The sequence below is a fragment of the Lactobacillus sp. ESL0225 genome (assembly GCF_003692905.1).
Lineage (GTDB): Bacteria > Bacillota > Bacilli > Lactobacillales > Lactobacillaceae > Lactobacillus > Lactobacillus bombicola.
Genome location: NZ_REHK01000005.1, coordinates 36,098 through 54,163, shown reverse-complemented (window position 1 = coordinate 54,163; position 18,066 = coordinate 36,098). Strand labels below are relative to the sequence as shown.

The window sequence follows — 18,066 nt, the reverse complement described above, 5'->3', positions numbered from 1 at the left end:
ATAAAAAAAACTGGCCAGGCCAGTTTTTAATTTATTCACCACTTAAACGGTCATCGTCCAAAAATGTGTTAAGCACTCCTTGAACCATATCCCATTCATCATCTGCCTCAATTTCATGCAAATCACTACTAGTTACATCTCCTGCTTCATCAGCATCGTAACTAAATGCTAATACTTCAACTTCATCACTTTCGCTAGAAGTAGCTGGATAAAGTAAAATATAAGACTTGTCATAGTCATCTGAATGAAAGGTAAATAAAATTTCGTATAATTCTTCATTCCCCTTATCATCAACTAAGGTAATTTGACGGTCTTCACCGTGAACTTCTTGTGTCATATTAATCCTTTCGATTTAGATCTAAATAATTTTGTAAAATCAAAACTGCCGCCATCTGATCAATTATTGCTTTTTGCTTATGACGATTATGTACCCCAGCTTCTTCAACTAAAACTCTTTGTGATTGAGCTGTGGTCAATCTCTCATCAGAAAAGTAAACTGGTAAGTTAAACTTTGCTTTTAGTCTTTCGGCATATGCCTTACTACGCGCAACTGATGCACCTGCAGAGCCATCCATATTTTTGGGTAATCCTAATACAAAACCATTTGCCTCATATTTACGGACAATTTTTTTTAATGGGCGCATACCAAAATTATAACGATTCTCATCAATCATAATAGTTTCAACCATTTGCGCAGTAATACCCAATGCGTCACTTACTGCTACCCCAACAGTCTTTGATCCCACATCTAAACCTATTAAACGCATTATTTATTTTTGCCAAGATAACTTTTTACAAGTTCTTCAATAATCTCATCACGCTCATGTTTCAAAATCAAATTACGCGCATCATTGTGCCGTGGAATATAAGCTGGATCACCAGACAATAAGTAGCCAACAATCTGATTAATTGGATTATAACCCTTTTCTTCCAAGGCATTATAAACATCTTGTAGGGTATCATAAATATTCTTGCCTTTATTCTCATTAAAGTCAAAATGCATTGTCTTATCTAGCGAACTCATAGTTATTCCTCCTAACACAATTTTACTTGAAAAAAAGTGTAAACTCAATTAATTAATTTTGAGAAATCGCCTCAATCACCGCTTGAATTGCATCTTCCAGACCGGCTGGATTTTTACCACCTGCTTGAGCCATATTAGGGCGACCACCACCGCCACCACCAAAGATAGGGGCAGCTTGCTTAATTAAATCACCCGCTTTGAGCCCTTTATCTAATGCTTTTTGGTTCAAGCTAATAATCATATTAGCCTTACCAGAATTAGCGGCAGCCAAAACCAAGATATCTGACTTAGCATTATTTTTCCAAGTATCTGCAAGCTCACGCAAATCGTTCATTCCATTGGCATCAATTTTTTGAGCAATAATAGTTAAATCCCCAATTTGTTTAATATCATTGAAAATTTCTTCCGCCTTAGTTTGATTAATTTGCATATTTAAATCTTCCACTTGCTTTTGCGTATGGTGTAAATCATGCTCAAGACTCGTAATTTTGTCAATAATATTTTCCGATTTGGTTGATTTTACAGTAGATTGAATCTGATCAAGCAATTCCGATCTTTGTGCTAAATACTCATAAGCCTTTTTAGAGACCACAGCTTCAATCCTTCTATGACCTGCACCAATGGCTGATTCAGAAGTAATCTTGAAAATTCCAATTTGATTTGTATTGGCGCAGTGAGTACCACCACAAAATTCAATTGAAAAATCACTCATTCTAACTACCCGCACCTGATCGCCATATTTGCCATCAAATAAGGCTAAGGCACCCATTTCTTTACCTTGATCTGGATCAGTTATTTTAGTTTCAACCTCAATTGCTGACCAAATTTTTTGATTGACTAAGGTCTCAACAGATTTAATTTCTTGGGCAGTCATTGGTTCAATCGCCGTAAAATCAAAGCGTAAATAATCCGGTTCTACCAAGCTACCAGCTTGATGAGTATGTTCACCTAATATACTTCTTAAAGCAGCGTGCAATAGGTGCGTAGCTGTATGTGAATGACGCAATCCTTCTCGCCGTGCACGATCAATCTTTAGAGTGTACTCTTGACCCTTTTCCAAGGGTAAAATAATATCTACGAAATGCATATTTTGATCATTAGGGGCATGCTGAACATCTGTTACTTGAGCTACCAGATTACCATCTTGATCATAAATATTTCCATGGTCAGCAACTTGTCCCCCACGTTCAGCATAAAACGGAGTTTTATCAAAAATTAAGGTTGCCTGATCACCTTCTGCTCGATCAACTAATTGATTAGCAACAATGATATCAATTAATTTGGCATGATGCTCCTCATAAACGCCATACTCAAACTCAGATTTATCCTTTAAATTCATTAGAGTTTCATTCTGCTCGCCCATTGATTGTAAATTACCACGCGCTTCACGAGCACGAGCTTTTTGCACTTTCATTTCGGCATCAAAACCTGCTTTATCTACTTCTAAGCCAGCATCTTGAGCAGTTTCAAAGGTTAGTTCATATGGAAAACCATAAGTATCAAATAGTTTAAAAGCATCTTGGCCCTTAATAACCTTACTGTTATTTTCTTTTGCTTCGGAAATCAAATTATCAAGTAAAGTCAGCCCAGATTCTAGTGTTAATTGAAAACGTTCTTCTTCATTCTTGATGACCTTAGCGATAAAGTCTTTTTGTTCAGTCACTTGTGGATAATGACTCTCCATTATCTTACCGACAACTGAAACTAACTTATAAAGAAAAGCTCCTTTAATACCTAGGCGTTGGCCATTTAAATCAGCACGGCGAATTAAGCGTCTTAATACATAACCACGTCCTGTGTTAGAGGGCAAAGCCCCATCAGCAATAGCAAAACTGACGGTTCTAACATGATCAGCAATTATTTTAAATGAAGTTGTATCAGCTGCTACTTTACCATATTCTTTACCTGGAGTCATTTTTTCAGTTGCGTGAATGATTGGTAAAAATAGGTCGGTTTCAAAATTTGTCGGTGCATCTTGCAAAATTGATAAAACCCGTTCTAGGCCCATACCCGTATCAATATTTTTATGTGGTTGATCAACATATTGACCATCGGCTAAATGATTAAATTGTGAAAAAACAATATTCCAAATTTCTAAATAACGAGCATTTTCTCCACCAGGGAAATTTTCTGGATCATCTTCTGAAACATCATTATTTTCTTGACCGCGATCATAAAAAATTTCAGAGTCAGGACCACATGGTCCTTCACCAATATCCCAAAAATTTTCTTCTAATTTTACAATATGATCTTCTGGCATACCAACTTCAAGCCAAACTTGGTATGCTTCTGTATCTTTGGGATAAACGGTACAATATAGTCTTTCTTTGTCTAAATCAAGCCAGTTTGGACTGGTTAAAAATTCCCAAGCCCAACTTATTGCCTCTTTTTTAAAGTAATCACCAACTGAAAAATTACCTAGCATTTCAAAGAAAGTTTGGTGTCGAGCAGTTTTACCAACATTTTCGATGTCATTAGTTCTAATTGATTTTTGTGAACTAGTAATTCGGTGATTTTTAGGTACAACTGAACCATCAAAGTATTTTTTCATGGTTGCCACACCTGAATTAATCCAAAGTAGCGTTGGATCATCTTGTGGAATTAGTGATTGACTGGGCAAAACCATGTGACCGTGCTCTTTGAAAAAGTCCAGGAACATTTGCCTAAATTCTGAACTTGTCAATTTCTTCATCAAATTTTCTCCCTTATAACAAAATAAAAACACTGTTGCCAAACTTAAGGACGCTCAAAACGCGGTACCACCTCAATTGCAACAGTGCTTGTTACCTCTTCATTTAATCTTAATAAAAAACATAAGGAGCATTTCTTAAGTAGCAATAAATCATTCTCAGCTTTCGATCCTCTCTGTGAATTGCTAATTTAAAAAACATATCTTAAGTTAAAAATAATTGTACTACTTGCACAATCTTTGTCAATGTTAAGTAGCTAAATTAAAACCACTTAAATTAACTTTTTACCAAATCTCTTCTGCTTTTTATTAGTAATATACCCTAATTTTTCATAAAACTGATGCGCCTTAATTCGCTGTTCACCAGAATTCAGTCTTATTTCATTAATACCATGACTAATTGCCTTTTTCTCAAGCTCACCCATCAGTTTAGTCCCGATGCCCTGCTGTTGATAGGAGTGGCTAACCGCTAGTGCTAGAATGTTATACATTGGATCAAAATAAATTTCTTCATATAGTTCAGCATGCAGGTAAGCAACAACTTTTTTAGTAGCATTGTCTTCAAAAACCAATAATAAGTGATGCTTAGAGTCCGACAGCAGTTTCTTTAGATTAGCCGCTGTTTTCTCTATAGCATAATCATACCCTAACTCGGCTTGATTTAATTTTTGAATAGCATCTGCATCAGACACTTTAGCATTTCTTATCATTATTAATAAAGCTTCCCTTCAATTCAAACTACTCTTTAAAAAAGTTATCAAATATTGTAACTGGTAAATGCCTTTTATGCTCACTTTTACGCCACAATGCTTCGATTTTTTCTGCCACTTCAGTAGAAACTTCGCGTCCTTCTAAATAATCATCTATTTCCTCATAAGTCACACCTAAAGCTATTTCATCAGGTAAACTAGGTCTATTTTCCTCTAAATCAGCAGTTGGTGCTTTTAAATATAAATGCTTCGGACATCCAAGTTCTTTTAATAATTGTTTACCTTGCCGCTTATCTAAGCGAAATAACGGTGTTATATCTGCAGCACCGTCACCATATTTAGTATAAAAACCACTAAAGTTTTCAGCAGCATGATCTGTCCCCACTACAGCACCATGATTGGCCCCGGCAATAGCATATTGAATAGCCATTCGCTGACGTGCTTTAATATTGCCTTTGTTAAAATCAGTAATTTTTTGACCAGTAGCAACTAAACTAGCGACCATTGCATCAACGGCTGGTTTAATATTAACAATTAAATCTTGATCTGGATTTTGAAAAGCAACCGCATCAGCTGCATCTTGAGCATCAGCCTGCACGCCGTAAGGCAGACGTACAGCAATAAACTGATAGGATTTATCCCCTGTTTCCTGCCGCATTTCGGTAATTGCTATTTGACATAATTTACCAGTTAAAGTTGAATCTTGGCCTCCAGAAATTCCTAATACATAAGCTTTTAAAAAAGGATTAGCTTTTAGATATTCTTTTAAAAAATCAACTGATTGCCGTATTTCCCTTTCCGGTTCAATCTTTGGTAAAACATGCTCATAGTCAACTATCTCTTTTTGTAAGGGTCTCATTTATTTGCATCTCCTTTAGCAATTTGATGGCGAATATCTTGAATTAAATTCATTTTACTATCGTAAAGTTCTTGCGACAAATCAACGGGATATTCTTGCGGATTCAAGCTACGTTTGTATTCATCCCATAAGCCATCCAAATTTGCTGCACAGAACGCCTTAATTTCATTTAATTGTGGTTGTTGATAAATTAGTTGGCCATCAATATAAATCTCTTTTAAAAGTGGCTCAGCTGTATAATCTGTTACCACTTTATTAATATAAGTATATTCTGGATGAAACATAAATAATGAATCAAATTGGCGAGGATCAACCCCGGTACGACAAACCCAGTCACCTTCATTCTTTTTCTGAGTATTAGCCGAAATACGCCATACTTGTTTTTTACCTGGAGTTGACACTTTAATTGCATTAGATGAAATTTTTATGGTATCACGCATTTGCTGATTTTCATCTTCAATTGATACTAGTTTATAAACCGCTCCTAAAGCTGGTTGATCATAAGCGGTAATATACTTCGTACCAATTCCCCAAACGTCAATCTTTGCCCCCTGCATCTTTAAACTAGTAATCGTATTTTCATCAAGGTCATTTGAAGCATATATTTTTGCATCTTTATAGCCAGCATTATCTAATTCTCGTCGCACTTGCTTAGAAATATATGCCATATCACCTGAATCAATGCGAACCCCTTGAAAATTAATTTTGCTACCCATTTCATCAGCTACACGAATCGCCGTAGGAACTCCACTTCTTACAGTATCATAGGTATCAACTAGGAATACACAATCGGTATGCGTTTCAGCGTAAGCTTTAAACGCTTCATATTCATTACCAAAAGCTTCCACCAATGAATGTGCGTGGGTACCAGAAATCGGAATACCAAATAATTTACCAGCTCGCACGTTACTGGTTGAATCGAAGCCGCCAATATATGCAGCACGTGTTCCCCAGAGAGCGGCATCTGTTTCTTGGGCCCGTCTTGTCCCAAATTCCATTACCCCATCACCTTGGACAGCTAATTTAACTCGCGCTGCTTTAGTGGCTAACAAAGTTTGATAATTTATAATATTTAATATGGCCGTTTCAACTAATTGACATTGTGCTAAAGGACCTTCAATTTGCATAAGAGGTTCATTAGCAAATACGATTTCACCTTCACGCATTGAACGTAAGGTTAATTTCATTTCGAAGCGACGTAAATAATCAATAAAATCATCATCATAGCCAACTTCTTCTTTTAAATATTGTAAATCGCTTGCTTTAAATTTTAAATTTTGCAAGTATAAAATCACGTGTTCTAAACCAGCAAAGACACAATAGCCGTTACCAAAAGGCTCTTGCCGATAATAAACCTCGAAAACGGCTTTTCGCTGTGCAATTCCTTTTTTAAAATACGTATACATCATATTTAATTCATACAAATCTGTATGCAGGGTCAAAGAATCGTCTTGCCCTAGTTCTTGATAAAACATTATTTCCTCTAATTCCAACTAATTTTTGCTTTATTATAAACATTTCTAACTTTTTAAACAATTAGTTATTCTGCCAAAAGTACTTCATAAGCCTTTAAAATACTTTCAAGTTGTTTTTTTAATGAAAATCTACTGGCTACATATTCTTTTTCGCTTAGCGCCATTTGCGATAACTGTTCTTTTGATAATTCAATTGACTTTTTTAAATTAGCAGCAATTGAATTAATATTACCCACAGTAGCAATAAAACCATGTTGCTTATCTGGAATCATCATTTTAATATCACCAACAGCCGTCGAAAGTAGTGGTAAAAGGTTATCACTAGCTTCCAGTAAAACCAAAGGGAAGCTCTCAGAATATGAAGTTAAAACAGCTAAGTCCATTTTGCGATATAAATTTTCCAACTGTTTTTGTGATATAAATCCCAAAAAAGTAACTTGCTTTGTCAACTCTAACTTTTGCGCCAATTTTTTCAAACTTGCAAGTTGGGTACCATTACCAGCAATATATAAATGAACATTGGGATTATTAATTATTTTTAGTGCTTCTAATAATAAATCTTGCCCCTTTACTTTTTCTGTGCGGGCAACATTTACAAGATTAAAGCACTGATGTTCTTCTTTAACAGGAATTGCACTATTAGCATGAAATTTTGTTCCGTTATATATAGCGTGTACTTTATTCGCGTCTAAGTTGGCTCTTGTTACTAAAAGTTGGGCAAATTTTTGGGTCACTGCAAAAACACATTCTGCTTGTCTAAGGGCGTATAAGTTGGCTGTTGTAAATACATGACCTAATATACCGTGATCTGCAAAATCGAGATATGGATCTGAATGGACTGTTACACACCACTTGGCCTTAATTTTATGCTTAATCAAGGCAACAAATAAATTAGCGCGCGCACCATGGGTATGCACAATGTCAAATTCTCCTTGATTAATAAAGGTACGCAAGCGCTTAAGTCCAGTTAAATCATAACGATTATTCACCCCTAAAACATGCACATTTAGTTGGGCATTTGCTGCAGCACTAGCTACAGGTCCTGGAGCCAAACATAATAAGGTGAAATCTTGCCCCGCCGCTTTAGCCTGCCTAAGTAGATTAACAATATGGGTTAGCCCACCGCCATTTTCAAGACCTGCATTTACATGCAAAATTTTCATAACACTTTCTGTTCCTTTTTAGATTGGTATATTTTTTGGACAAATTTAGGTAAAACTAGCATCCGTTTAAAGCGGCTAGGATTTTTTAACAAACGATATAACCATTCTAGGTGTAACTTTTGCCAGGATTGCGGTGCTCTTTTGACTTTGCCTGAAAAGACATCAAAGCTTCCTCCCACCCCCATCATCAAAGATGGTAACAAATTTTTGCGCAAAAGGGCTAAAAGCTGTTCCTGTTTAGGTGAGCCTAAAGCTGCAAAAACAAGGTCTGGCTCTGTTCGTTCAATTTGATAAGCAACTAACTCTAAGTCTTCTTTAAAATAGCCATCCCTTGCACCAACTAACTGAATATCAGAGTATTCTTGAATAATTTTTGCTTTAGTTGCTTCAATCACACTAGGCTCAGCCCCAATTAGGTAAACTCGTAAGTTGCGTTCATTGGCAAATGACATTAACCAAGTAAATAAGTCATAGCCAGTAACTCGTTCAATAATTGGGTTACCTAAATACTTTGCTGCCTTAACAATTCCAATCCCATCAGCCGTAATGTAATCTGCATCGTATTTTAAAATTTTCATAAATTCTGGATTTTCATTAGTAGCCATAACAATTTCCGGATTAGCAGTCACAACCAAAGTCGATTGATGAGCATTAATTTTGCCAATAAATTCATTTTGGAATTGTTGAAAAGATTTATTATCAAAGTCAACACCTAGAACATTCACTTTATCCATGACAAATTCCTCCATGTTCCATTTATTATATTTTAGCAAACTATCAAACTTTACGTGACATGTTTTACCTTTTCTATAAATATGATAATATTAATTCGTCAATTAATAGGAGCACTAATATGAAAAAAGTTATCACCTATGGAACATTTGATTTATTGCATTATGGTCATATTCGCCTACTTCAACGAGCCAAAGAAATGGGCGATTACCTTATCGTTGGCCTTTCAACAGATAAATTTAACGAACTACAAAAGCATAAAGAATCATACAATAATTTTGCTGAACGAAAATATATTTTAGAAGCAATTCGCTACGTTGATGAAGTCATTCCCGAACAAGATTGGAATCAAAAAATTGCTGATATTCAAAAATACGATATTAGCTTATTTGTTATGGGAAGTGACTGGCAGGGTAAATTTGATTTTTTAAAGCCATACTGTCAAGTAACTTATCTATCGCGAACACCGGGTATTTCAACGACTAAAATCAAAAATGACTTAAAATAAAAAATGACTTAAAATAAAAAGCTTTAATTACCTACGGGTTAATTAAAGCTTTTTTATTTAGAAAATGTAAATTCAAAACGATCGGCTACATAACTTGCTCTTGTATATTCAAATGGCTCTCCAGATGAAAGTTCTGTTACTTGTAAACGGGTAATTAAAGCTTCACCTTTTTTAGCATTAAGTAAGCGCGCCGCATTTTCATTCGCAATTGCGGCAGAAATATGTTCGGTTACGCGACCAATTTCATAGCCATTTTGCTCTAACGTACGATATAAATGCGTTGATATATTTTCTTTAGACATGCCTAAAATCAATTTATGGGGAATTGTAACAACTTCATAGCAAATTGGCACATTATCGGCATAACGAATTCGTTCCATGCGTAAAATTGTTTGATCTTTAGCCAAATGCAATCGTTCCATTTCCGATAAAGAAGGCTTACCAACACGATATGAAATTAACTTACTAGAAGGAATTTGACCGTTGGCATGAGTAATATCAGTAAACGACATAATACCCGACATTTTTTCTTGTACTTTTTGATTTGCGACATAGGTGCCACTACCCAGTCTTTGTTCTAAAATTCCTTCATCTTCTAAAGTTTTTATTGCTTGGCGCAAAGTCATCCGAGAAACACCAAATTTAAGAGCAAGTTGCCGTTCAGATGGTATCCTGCTGCCAACCTTATAAATATGACTTTCAATTTCACGCTTAATTTGATTATGAATTTTAATATACATTGGCTCTTCCATTTTGCACCCCCAACTATACCAGTATTATAGGCTAAATTAAAAATAATAATTATATTATTTTTAATTATTTTCTTTAGTAATCCACTTCATTCCCAAAAGCTTGAATTTAGCTTCATAGCTACGCTCTACTGTAATTTCTTCATCACTAGTTGCAATGACACTAGCACTTAATTTGGCAGAATCTTTTACCGCTAAATGAGCTCCATTAGAATTAAAAATCAAATCTCGCCCCTCAAACTCTGCATCATCGCCCAATGCTAAAAAATACTGATATTCAAGTCCACCATTAAAAGTCGTTTGGCGTGCACTACATTTTGCTTTATCTTGAAAATCAGTATGACTAAGTATAAGTGAATTAATAATCGTTAGTTGGGCCTCGTTAACACCAATTAAACGATCTATTTGACTATTTTGAATAATCACGTGTGGTTTAGAATCTAGATAAACGCAGCCCTTAAAATTGCAACCAACAATGTTAACCCAAGTTCTATCTGTAATATACAGGCAAGTATCATCTTGAAAAGAAAGTTCGCTATTTAGCATATTTAACCAAACTTCGCCTTGAACTAATAATGTATTTGCCTGTGAATTATTAAAATTAATTTCTATATTGGAATTATCATATGTTTCAATACTACCATTTATCTGTGAATTATTGATAATTGCTGTACCACGACCTTCAAGAGCCAAAGCCGCAACGTCTTTTACAACATTTTCAATTGTAGAATCATTCATTTCTAAACGAAAATCGGCATCAGCAAATAGAGAAACTGATCCATTTAAAATAATTGTTGAGTATAACTCTAACGTTACTTTGCCGTTGCAAGCTATTACCGCTGTATCATCCCCATATCCTTTGATTATGCAATTACGTAAAGTCAAATATGTATTAGCTTTAGGAGGAATATACAAACTATTTGCTTCATCATTAGTATTGAGACAAAGATTTTCTAAATTGACAAATCGACTGTCATTGGCCACATTGATGCAGCCTAAAATAGTTGTATCTTCAGGCAAGGTTCCCGTACCTTTAATTGTAATATCAGAAAAAAGTATCCCCTGTGGTAAATCATAAAATCCAGGTTCCAAAAGGAGAACATCATCTGTTCTGAGATCCTTTAAAGCCTCATGCCAATTAGTTTCTTCAATACTAGCACCAACTTTAACTAGTCTAGCCATAAAAATTCTCCTTTTAATGAAAAAATCAACGTCCACTTCCTGCTATTTGTGCTTACTTTATTAAATTATAGTAAGTACAAGTAGTCCTTAAACCATTGCCGCATATTTTTGCATAAAAGCAAGTAAAAAGGCAACTATCACAGCTGCCTTAAATCAATTATCTTATTGGGTTAGCTGGATTCGAACCAGCGCATACTAGTACCAAAAACTAGTGCCTTACCACTTGGCTATAACCCAGTGACAATGGAGGAGGGTGGATTCGAACCGCCGAACTCAGAGAGAGCGGTTTTACAGACCGCCGCGTTTAGCCACTTCGCTACTCCTCCGTTACGCACGTAAATTATATTACCGAAAAACGTGCATAATTGCAAGCAATTTTTTGCTTAATTTTTATTTTTATTTATATATTTTTCAAGACGCTTTAGTCCTTCATCAATTTGTGCCATCGAAACCGCATAAGAGAATCTAATATAACCCGCTCCTGCTTGGGCAAAACAGGAACCGCTAGTAACTGCAACATGAGCCTTATCAACTAAATCATAGATAAATTTATTGTCATCTTGCTCAAACCCAGCAGGAATTTTAGCAAAAATATAAAAGGCTCCTTGAGGTTTAACACAAGCAAAACCTAACTTAGTCAACCCGTTATATAAAACATCGCGTCGTTTTTTAAACTCTGCCTTCATTAATTGTGCATCATTCATCCCATTTTTAAAAACCTCTTCAGCTGCATCCTGCATTGGTGTAGGCTCAGTAGTGGCTATAAATTGATGAACTTTTGCAATTTGTGCCACAATATTTTTTGGTGCGCAAATAATACCAATGCGATAACCTGTCATTGCCCAAGATTTAGAAACACCATTTAGTAAAATAACTTGATCGTGTAGAGTTTTTTCCATTGATGCATGATCTTGATCATAACAAAGTTCACTATAAATTTCATCACATAATGCAAAGATTGGCTTATCACGAATCACATCGGCTAAAGAATCTAGTTCCGCTTGACTATAAGTCACACCAGTTGGATTATTTGGATAATTCATTATTAATAAGCGCACGCGATCCCCATATTGATCAAGTACCGCTTGTAATTTATTAGGCGTCAATTTAAAGTTATCCGCTGAAGTATCGATTTCAACAACTTTAATTTGCTGACTAATCATTCTGGCATCACTCATATATAATGGAAATATCGGAGTAGGCACAACCATAATATCGCCTGGATTTAGAGTTGCAATTACTGTATCAAAGATTGCCTCAGTTACCCCATTAGTAACCAAAATTTCAGTTTCAGGATCATATTTTTGCCCATACTTTTGAGCTAAAAATGTCCCCACTGCTTGTCGTAAACCTATTGTCCCGTTTGATGGCGCATAATGTGAGTGATTTTGTACAATTGCTTTTTGAGCAGCTTCTTTAATATGCTCAGGAGTGTCAAAGTCAGGTTCACCAATAGTAAACTTAACTACATCAGGAATTTTACTGGCATAATCTGAAAATTTTAAAATTAAATTTTGGGGAATATCAGTTAAACCAGACTTCATGTATTTTATCAAATCAACCATTTTTTCACCTATCCTCTTTATATTTTCATCAATTATACATTTAATTGCAATTATTTTCTACCTATTTTTTCATAATAATACCAATTATTTAAAAGCAAAAAAAATAGACAGCTAGCTGTCTATTTTCGGGTTGGGTGTTCGTATGAACAATTGGGTTAGCTGGATTCGAACCAGCGCATACTAGTACCAAAAACTAGTGCCTTACCACTTGGCTATAACCCAATTCATTTGAGCTTTTACTTGTCACTCAACGATAAATAGTATATGAAATTATTGCTTCTAAGTCAAGCAAAAAATAATTTTTTTATAGGTTAAGTTCATAAGCATAGCGCAGACCATTTTTTGTTTGGTCAATTTGAACAGTTCCACGATATTTAAAACCTGTTTTTTTAATTAACTTTTGCATTCTTAAGTTAACAGGATGGGTATCAATTCTAAAATTGTTAATCCCCTTTAATTTTCCTTGTGAAATCAAGTTCGACATAAAAAATTGGCCTAAATGCTGTCCACGAAAATCAGCTGAAATAGCTATTCGGTGAATTGTTGCATATTGCAGGTGCTCTTGATTCCATGCTCCATCAATCTTGGCATAAGTAGTTTCTGGAGTCGTTTGTAAAATTGCAATACCAGCAATTTGTTGATCGACCATTAGACAATAAGCTTGTTTTTTTACAATATCCATTGTAATTATTTCTTGATTTGGCCGTCCATTCTGCCATTGAGGGTTACCATCTTCTTTTAATAACTGCTTAGCTTGATTAATAATTTGCATAATTTTTGTGATATCTTTATTTGTTGCTTGTTGAAGATAAATTGCCATATTTTTTCCTTTACACCTTAATTCTCACTATAAAAATTTAATACAGTAAAGACTAATTTTATCTTAGGGTTTAAAAGCAAAATTATATTTTTTATTTTTAACAACATTGGTTGGTATGCTGATAAAGTGCATTGAACAAATATTATTTGTAACAGAAATACTAAAGCCAAAATAATTATAATCGCCATCATATAGAGAGCCTTGCGTGTTAAATAAATCTCCAGCATGTTCCCATTCTTTATAGTTACTGCGGTCAAAACGTCCAGCTTCACCACTACCTACATAACCAAAAATCATTTGCTTTAAGCCAAAATAGACGCATTGTTTTAATTCCGTCATGGTCATTATTTGATTATGATTATAAAAGCCCGCCATATCTTCAATATAATTATTGTCAAAGTTCAATCCATTTTTATGACAAGCTCGCACAATTCCCTCTATATAATGACTTTCTCTAATAGTTCTATTATTGACAAAGTACTCTCTGGCTATATCGTCAGCCAGTTTACTTGCACCATAACTTTCTCGCCATGGCTTTAACTTTAAATCCCTTCTAGCTTCATTAATTAACCGTAAGGAAAAAGAACTAAGTGTAGCCAATTGATCAGCGCTGAGATTAGCTACATCTACTTTTGTATTTTTATCTTTGGCATTTTCCCCAAGTTTTAACCGACTAAAATCGTTTGCTTTCATACCATACATTGATGCATTAATAAAAGCTTGACTAGCTTTTCCCTGATAGGCCTTTAACAATTCTTTTTTAGTATAACCTTGCGGTAATTTTATTGTTGCTCGCACATATTTTTTAATATTAGGCTTAACTCGTGCTTTTACTTTACTCTGTTTGACCAGCTGAGCATCCTTTGCCAGAAGCCACTGAGAATTATTTCCTATTTTATAGGCCAAAAGTTTCTTTCGTCCTAATTTCTTTTTTTCACTATACTGATATCTTATTTTAGGCATAGCATATAGATGCGATAATTTACCTGAACTGTTATAAAGTCTGGCCTTTTCGTTTGCTTTAGTTTTTACATATCTATTAACTGTAGTCGCGATTATTTCCTGTGGCTTATTTACAAATTTGACTGAAATAATTACTGAAAAAATGATATTAACTATTACAATAGTAGCTTGGCTCTTTTTCATTAAATTTTCCTCAAAAGTATCTTTTAAATAATTTGTTCATCATTATTAAATAATTTTAAAACTAATTAATAACTATTGCCAATGTATTATTAATTTTTATAACTATTATTTAAGTTATTTTATAATTTATAGCAAAAACAGGAGCTAATAAGGTTAACTAGCTCCTGTTTTGTATATTGAATTTATTTAAAACAATTAATACCAACCATTTGCTTGCCAAAATTGTTTAGCCGCTGCCCATGAGCCATAACGACTAGCAACATATTGATTGGCAACACGTTCTTGATTAGCAGCGGAATAATCGCCATTTAGATACGCAGCTGCTAATTGGTACTTGCCAATATATTGACCATTTTGTGCACTATATGAGCTACCTGATTCACGATTAGCAATCCAGGCCTTGGCACTAGATTCTGCATCATTTCCAACCATTGTCTCATTCTGTGCATTGGTAGGATTATTATTTGCAGCAACAGTAGAACTATCAGACTCTACTGTTACTTGAGATTGAGTTTCAGTTTCATTTATATTTACTGGATAATAGCCTGAATTTACGTATTCTGCTTTTACCCATTGATTTTTGCCTAAATCATACCATTTTTCTCCATTATGATCATAGGCAGTTTTTATGACTTTCCAAGATGAATTACTTGGTAAAATTTGTCCAGTAGCTTCAGGCTGCTCGTAACTATTCCAAACGTGAATACCATTTCCTTCAACATAGTTCACAGTTACAACTGCTGCATCATTTTCAACGGTAGCTGCATGAACAGTATTAGTTTTGGTACTGTTCATCAGCGCAACGCCTGAAACAGATAATGCTGCTACTGCTGCTGATTTAACTAAGATTGATTTTACCTTCAAAAAAATTCTCTCCTTATCAAATTTCATATCATTTCCTCATCAAATTGACAAACATGCATTAATCAATTCGATTGCCTACATACTACAGTGTTTAAATTGCAGAACTATAACAGGAATATCACTCAGGCTTTAAAAAAATATTACTTCTGTTAAAGATAATGTCATACTTGTAACATTTGCTTCACATTCATGCCAAACTAAAAATTAAGTCCCAGTAAAGATTGCAAATATACTTGTCATATACAAGAACAAAGGTTTTCTATCGGTATATTCTAACTAAACCTCTAATTTTGCAACATAAATGAAAAATATTATTTTTGCTTTTCTTCTTTAATCATGAAAAGTGCTATTATAAAAGTTGAGATTTCAAAGAAAGGGTGAATGAATTGAGTAAGTATATCGTTAAATTAAGCGAACAAGACTGGCAAATGATTAAAGATTGTCATTCTAAAAATGATTCAATCATGCAGGCCTTGGCTGAAGCCAAAAAAGTCGAAGATTAAAAATTAAAGTTGTTAACTTTTGCTTTCTCTTTGAGAAAGCTTTTTATTTACAAAAAAGTTAATATCGTTATCTCAAAAGGAAATATATGGTACAAATTATATTTATAAAAAATAATAGAGGAAAAACACTTTGATTTTTCCTCTATTAATCCATATTTTAAATTTTAGTATTTTTAAACAAGTTAAAAATATCTTGAGCCGTATTAGCAATCTTTAGCTTAGCAATAAAATCTTCATGAGTTAGCAACTTGGCTGTATTCGACAAATATTTTAGGTGCTCATTACTATCAACTTGTGGAATCAAAAATGAAATTACTATATCAATTTTCTGCCCATCTAGTGATTGCCAGTCTATTGGATGCTTTAATTTAAGAATTAGCATTGCTGATTTTTCAATTGCAGCTGATTGAGCATGTGGTATTGCAAAACCATCTGTCATACCTGTCGAACCTTCTTGTTCACGGTTAGCATAACTGGCATAAACCTTTTTACTATCATTAGCTAAATTATTGTTAACTGCAAAATCAGCTAAATATTTTAAAGCCTCATCACGATTTGGTATATCAACATCTGTTTTAATATTTCTTATTTCTAAGATATCACTTGGATCAAATGTTTCCTCATTTATTGCTGAGGTTCCATTTTTTATTTTAGAAGAAGTAGTTATCACACTATTTTCAGCGGATACTGTATCTTTTTTTGCGAATCGTCCAGCAATTAGTGCCAATAAAACACCAGAGATAATTGAACCTATTATAATCCATAAAACCCATAAAAGGGGCTTGTTAACTAATGGTAAAACAATAAAACCGCCGTGAGGTGCAGGAACACTAATTTTAGTAATATATGTCAATACTGCTGCTATTGCTGATCCCACCATAAAAGCTGGAATATTCCATAAAGGATGTTTTGCAGCAAATGGAATAGCACCTTCAGTAATATGAGTTGATCCTAGCAAAAAGTTAACATAACCTGCTGTTTTTTCGCTCTTAGAATATGCTTTAGGATTCATTAAAACAGCGAATCCTGTAGCTAATGGTGGAGCAATACATGCGGCAGAAACACCAGCCATAAAGAAATAATTACCTTGAGCAAGTAAAACTGTTCCTGTAACATAGGCAGCCTTATTTATTGGGCCACCAAAATCAGATGCACACATTATTCCGACAATGATTCCCAGTAAAATTGGATTAGTGTTTTCAAAACCTTTGAGCCATGTCATCATACCTACATTAATCGCTTTAATCGGTGTATTTAATAAATACATGATGGAACCAGTGATTAAAACTCCTAGAACTGGAAATAGGAAAATTGATTTTAAGCCGCGAAATTTATCATCTGGTAATGGTTTAAATAATTTTTGTAATCCCCAAACCACAATTGTTGCTAAATAACCACCAACAATAGCTCCTAAGAATCCACCACCACCATTAAATGTAATAAAACCAGCAGCTAATCCAACAACAAAACCTGTTCTTTGAGCTAATGCTTCTGCTATATATGCTCCTAAGACTGGAGCCATCAAATTCATGGTCGTACTACCGACTGTGTTTAACATAGCTGCAAATTGATTGTATTCACTACTCTTAGGATCAGCCGAATTAATTCCCCAGAAGAAGGAAATTGCAATCAAAACACCACCTGCAACAACAAATGGTAACATATGCGATACACCATTCATTAGTGATGTATACAATTTGTTTCCTACACTTTGGTTATTTTCACTAATCATATCAGAATTACCCGAATTTTGACCTTCTTTATAAATAGGTGCATTCAATGCACGATTAATCAACTCTTCAGGTTCCTTTAATCCATGAGCCACAGGAACTACAACTAACTTTTTACCTGCAAAACGATCAGTATCAACATCTATATCAGATGCAATAATTACAGCTTTAGCTTCTCTTATTTCTTCAGCTGTCAAATGGTTTTCAACCCCAGTTTGTCCGTGAGTTTCAATTTTGATCGTATAGCCCAGCTTTTTCGCGGCCTTTTCCAAGGCCTCTTCGGCCATAAAAGTATGCGCAACACCAGTAGCACAACCTGTTGCACCAACCAAATCATATTTTGCCAT

17 protein-coding genes and 3 tRNA genes are annotated in these 18,066 nt (G+C 34.5%); 1 reads left to right on the top strand and 19 read right to left on the bottom strand.

Features of this window, described 5'->3' with window-relative positions:
* Positions 1 to 31: 31 nt before the first annotated feature.
* From F5ESL0225_RS01460 to F5ESL0225_RS01420, 9 genes are all read right to left on the bottom strand, one after another.
* The gene (locus F5ESL0225_RS01460) at positions 32 to 337 is read right to left on the bottom strand and encodes a DUF1292 domain-containing protein (protein ID WP_090093612.1); all 306 of its coding nucleotides are present in this window, start codon (positions 335 to 337) and stop codon (positions 32 to 34) included.
* 1 nt (position 338) lies between these two features.
* A complete protein-coding gene (ruvX, locus tag F5ESL0225_RS01455) occupies positions 339 to 767 on the bottom strand; it encodes a Holliday junction resolvase RuvX (protein ID WP_090093610.1) in 429 nt (142 codons plus the stop codon).
* Positions 767 to 1,024, bottom strand: coding sequence for an IreB family regulatory phosphoprotein (locus F5ESL0225_RS01450; RefSeq protein WP_090093608.1), 258 nt, complete (start codon positions 1,022 to 1,024; stop codon positions 767 to 769). The genes ruvX and F5ESL0225_RS01450 overlap by 1 nt, the downstream gene beginning before the upstream one ends.
* Before the next feature lie 52 nt (positions 1,025 to 1,076).
* Positions 1,077 to 3,716 (bottom strand): alanine--tRNA ligase, encoded by a 2,640-nt coding sequence (alaS, locus tag F5ESL0225_RS01445; RefSeq protein ID WP_122047725.1) that lies wholly within the window; start codon positions 3,714 to 3,716, stop codon positions 1,077 to 1,079.
* 269 nt (positions 3,717 to 3,985) lie between these two features.
* Positions 3,986 to 4,423 (bottom strand): GNAT family N-acetyltransferase, encoded by a 438-nt coding sequence (locus F5ESL0225_RS01440; protein ID WP_122047724.1) that lies wholly within the window; start codon positions 4,421 to 4,423, stop codon positions 3,986 to 3,988.
* A gap of 28 nt (positions 4,424 to 4,451) precedes the next feature.
* Positions 4,452 to 5,282, bottom strand: coding sequence for an ammonia-dependent NAD(+) synthetase (gene nadE, locus F5ESL0225_RS01435; protein WP_122021318.1), 831 nt, complete (start codon positions 5,280 to 5,282; stop codon positions 4,452 to 4,454).
* Positions 5,279 to 6,757 carry a nicotinate phosphoribosyltransferase gene (locus F5ESL0225_RS01430; RefSeq protein WP_122047723.1) on the bottom strand — a complete coding sequence of 493 codons (1,479 nt, stop codon included), beginning with the start codon at positions 6,755 to 6,757 and terminating at the stop codon, positions 5,279 to 5,281. The genes nadE and F5ESL0225_RS01430 overlap by 4 nt, the downstream gene beginning before the upstream one ends.
* A 65-nt stretch (positions 6,758 to 6,822) precedes the next feature.
* Complete coding sequence (locus tag F5ESL0225_RS01425; RefSeq protein ID WP_122047722.1) at positions 6,823 to 7,920, bottom strand: glycosyltransferase; 1,098 nt, start codon at positions 7,918 to 7,920, stop codon at positions 6,823 to 6,825.
* Positions 7,917 to 8,654 carry a WecB/TagA/CpsF family glycosyltransferase gene (locus F5ESL0225_RS01420; protein WP_122021315.1) on the bottom strand — a complete coding sequence of 246 codons (738 nt, stop codon included), beginning with the start codon at positions 8,652 to 8,654 and terminating at the stop codon, positions 7,917 to 7,919. Before F5ESL0225_RS01420 ends, F5ESL0225_RS01425 begins: the two co-directional genes overlap by 4 nt.
* Before the next feature lie 119 nt (positions 8,655 to 8,773).
* Here F5ESL0225_RS01420 and tagD point away from each other — a divergent pair, with 119 nt between their 5' ends.
* The gene (tagD, locus tag F5ESL0225_RS01415; RefSeq protein WP_090093597.1) at positions 8,774 to 9,160 is read left to right on the top strand and encodes a glycerol-3-phosphate cytidylyltransferase; all 387 of its coding nucleotides are present in this window, start codon (positions 8,774 to 8,776) and stop codon (positions 9,158 to 9,160) included.
* 53 nt (positions 9,161 to 9,213) lie between these two features.
* Here the strand turns inward: tagD and F5ESL0225_RS01410 are convergent, their stop codons facing one another.
* From F5ESL0225_RS01410 to F5ESL0225_RS01360, 10 genes are all read right to left on the bottom strand, one after another.
* The gene (locus tag F5ESL0225_RS01410; protein ID WP_090093596.1) at positions 9,214 to 9,912 is read right to left on the bottom strand and encodes a GntR family transcriptional regulator; all 699 of its coding nucleotides are present in this window, start codon (positions 9,910 to 9,912) and stop codon (positions 9,214 to 9,216) included.
* 60 nt (positions 9,913 to 9,972) lie between these two features.
* Positions 9,973 to 11,091 carry a hypothetical protein gene (locus tag F5ESL0225_RS01405; RefSeq protein WP_122021314.1) on the bottom strand — a complete coding sequence of 373 codons (1,119 nt, stop codon included), beginning with the start codon at positions 11,089 to 11,091 and terminating at the stop codon, positions 9,973 to 9,975.
* A gap of 165 nt (positions 11,092 to 11,256) precedes the next feature.
* A tRNA-Gln gene (locus tag F5ESL0225_RS01400) sits at positions 11,257 to 11,328 on the bottom strand.
* A 7-nt stretch (positions 11,329 to 11,335) separates the two neighbouring features.
* Positions 11,336 to 11,417 (bottom strand) — tRNA-Tyr (locus F5ESL0225_RS01395).
* Between the two features lie 57 nt (positions 11,418 to 11,474).
* Positions 11,475 to 12,656, bottom strand: a complete 1,182-nt coding sequence (locus F5ESL0225_RS01390) for an aminotransferase class I/II-fold pyridoxal phosphate-dependent enzyme (protein ID WP_122047721.1) — start codon at positions 12,654 to 12,656, stop codon at positions 11,475 to 11,477.
* A gap of 150 nt (positions 12,657 to 12,806) precedes the next feature.
* Positions 12,807 to 12,878 (bottom strand) — tRNA-Gln (locus F5ESL0225_RS01385).
* A gap of 82 nt (positions 12,879 to 12,960) precedes the next feature.
* Positions 12,961 to 13,476 (bottom strand): N-acetyltransferase, encoded by a 516-nt coding sequence (locus tag F5ESL0225_RS01380; protein WP_122021312.1) that lies wholly within the window; start codon positions 13,474 to 13,476, stop codon positions 12,961 to 12,963.
* Between the two features lie 63 nt (positions 13,477 to 13,539).
* Positions 13,540 to 14,622 (bottom strand): SEC10/PgrA surface exclusion domain-containing protein, encoded by a 1,083-nt coding sequence (locus F5ESL0225_RS01375; protein ID WP_122021311.1) that lies wholly within the window; start codon positions 14,620 to 14,622, stop codon positions 13,540 to 13,542.
* A gap of 195 nt (positions 14,623 to 14,817) precedes the next feature.
* Positions 14,818 to 15,486, bottom strand: a complete 669-nt coding sequence (locus F5ESL0225_RS01370; protein ID WP_122021335.1) for an SLAP domain-containing protein — start codon at positions 15,484 to 15,486, stop codon at positions 14,818 to 14,820.
* 660 nt (positions 15,487 to 16,146) lie between these two features.
* A complete protein-coding gene (locus tag F5ESL0225_RS01360) occupies positions 16,147 to 18,066 on the bottom strand; it encodes a fructose-specific PTS transporter subunit EIIC (protein ID WP_122024434.1) in 1,920 nt (639 codons plus the stop codon).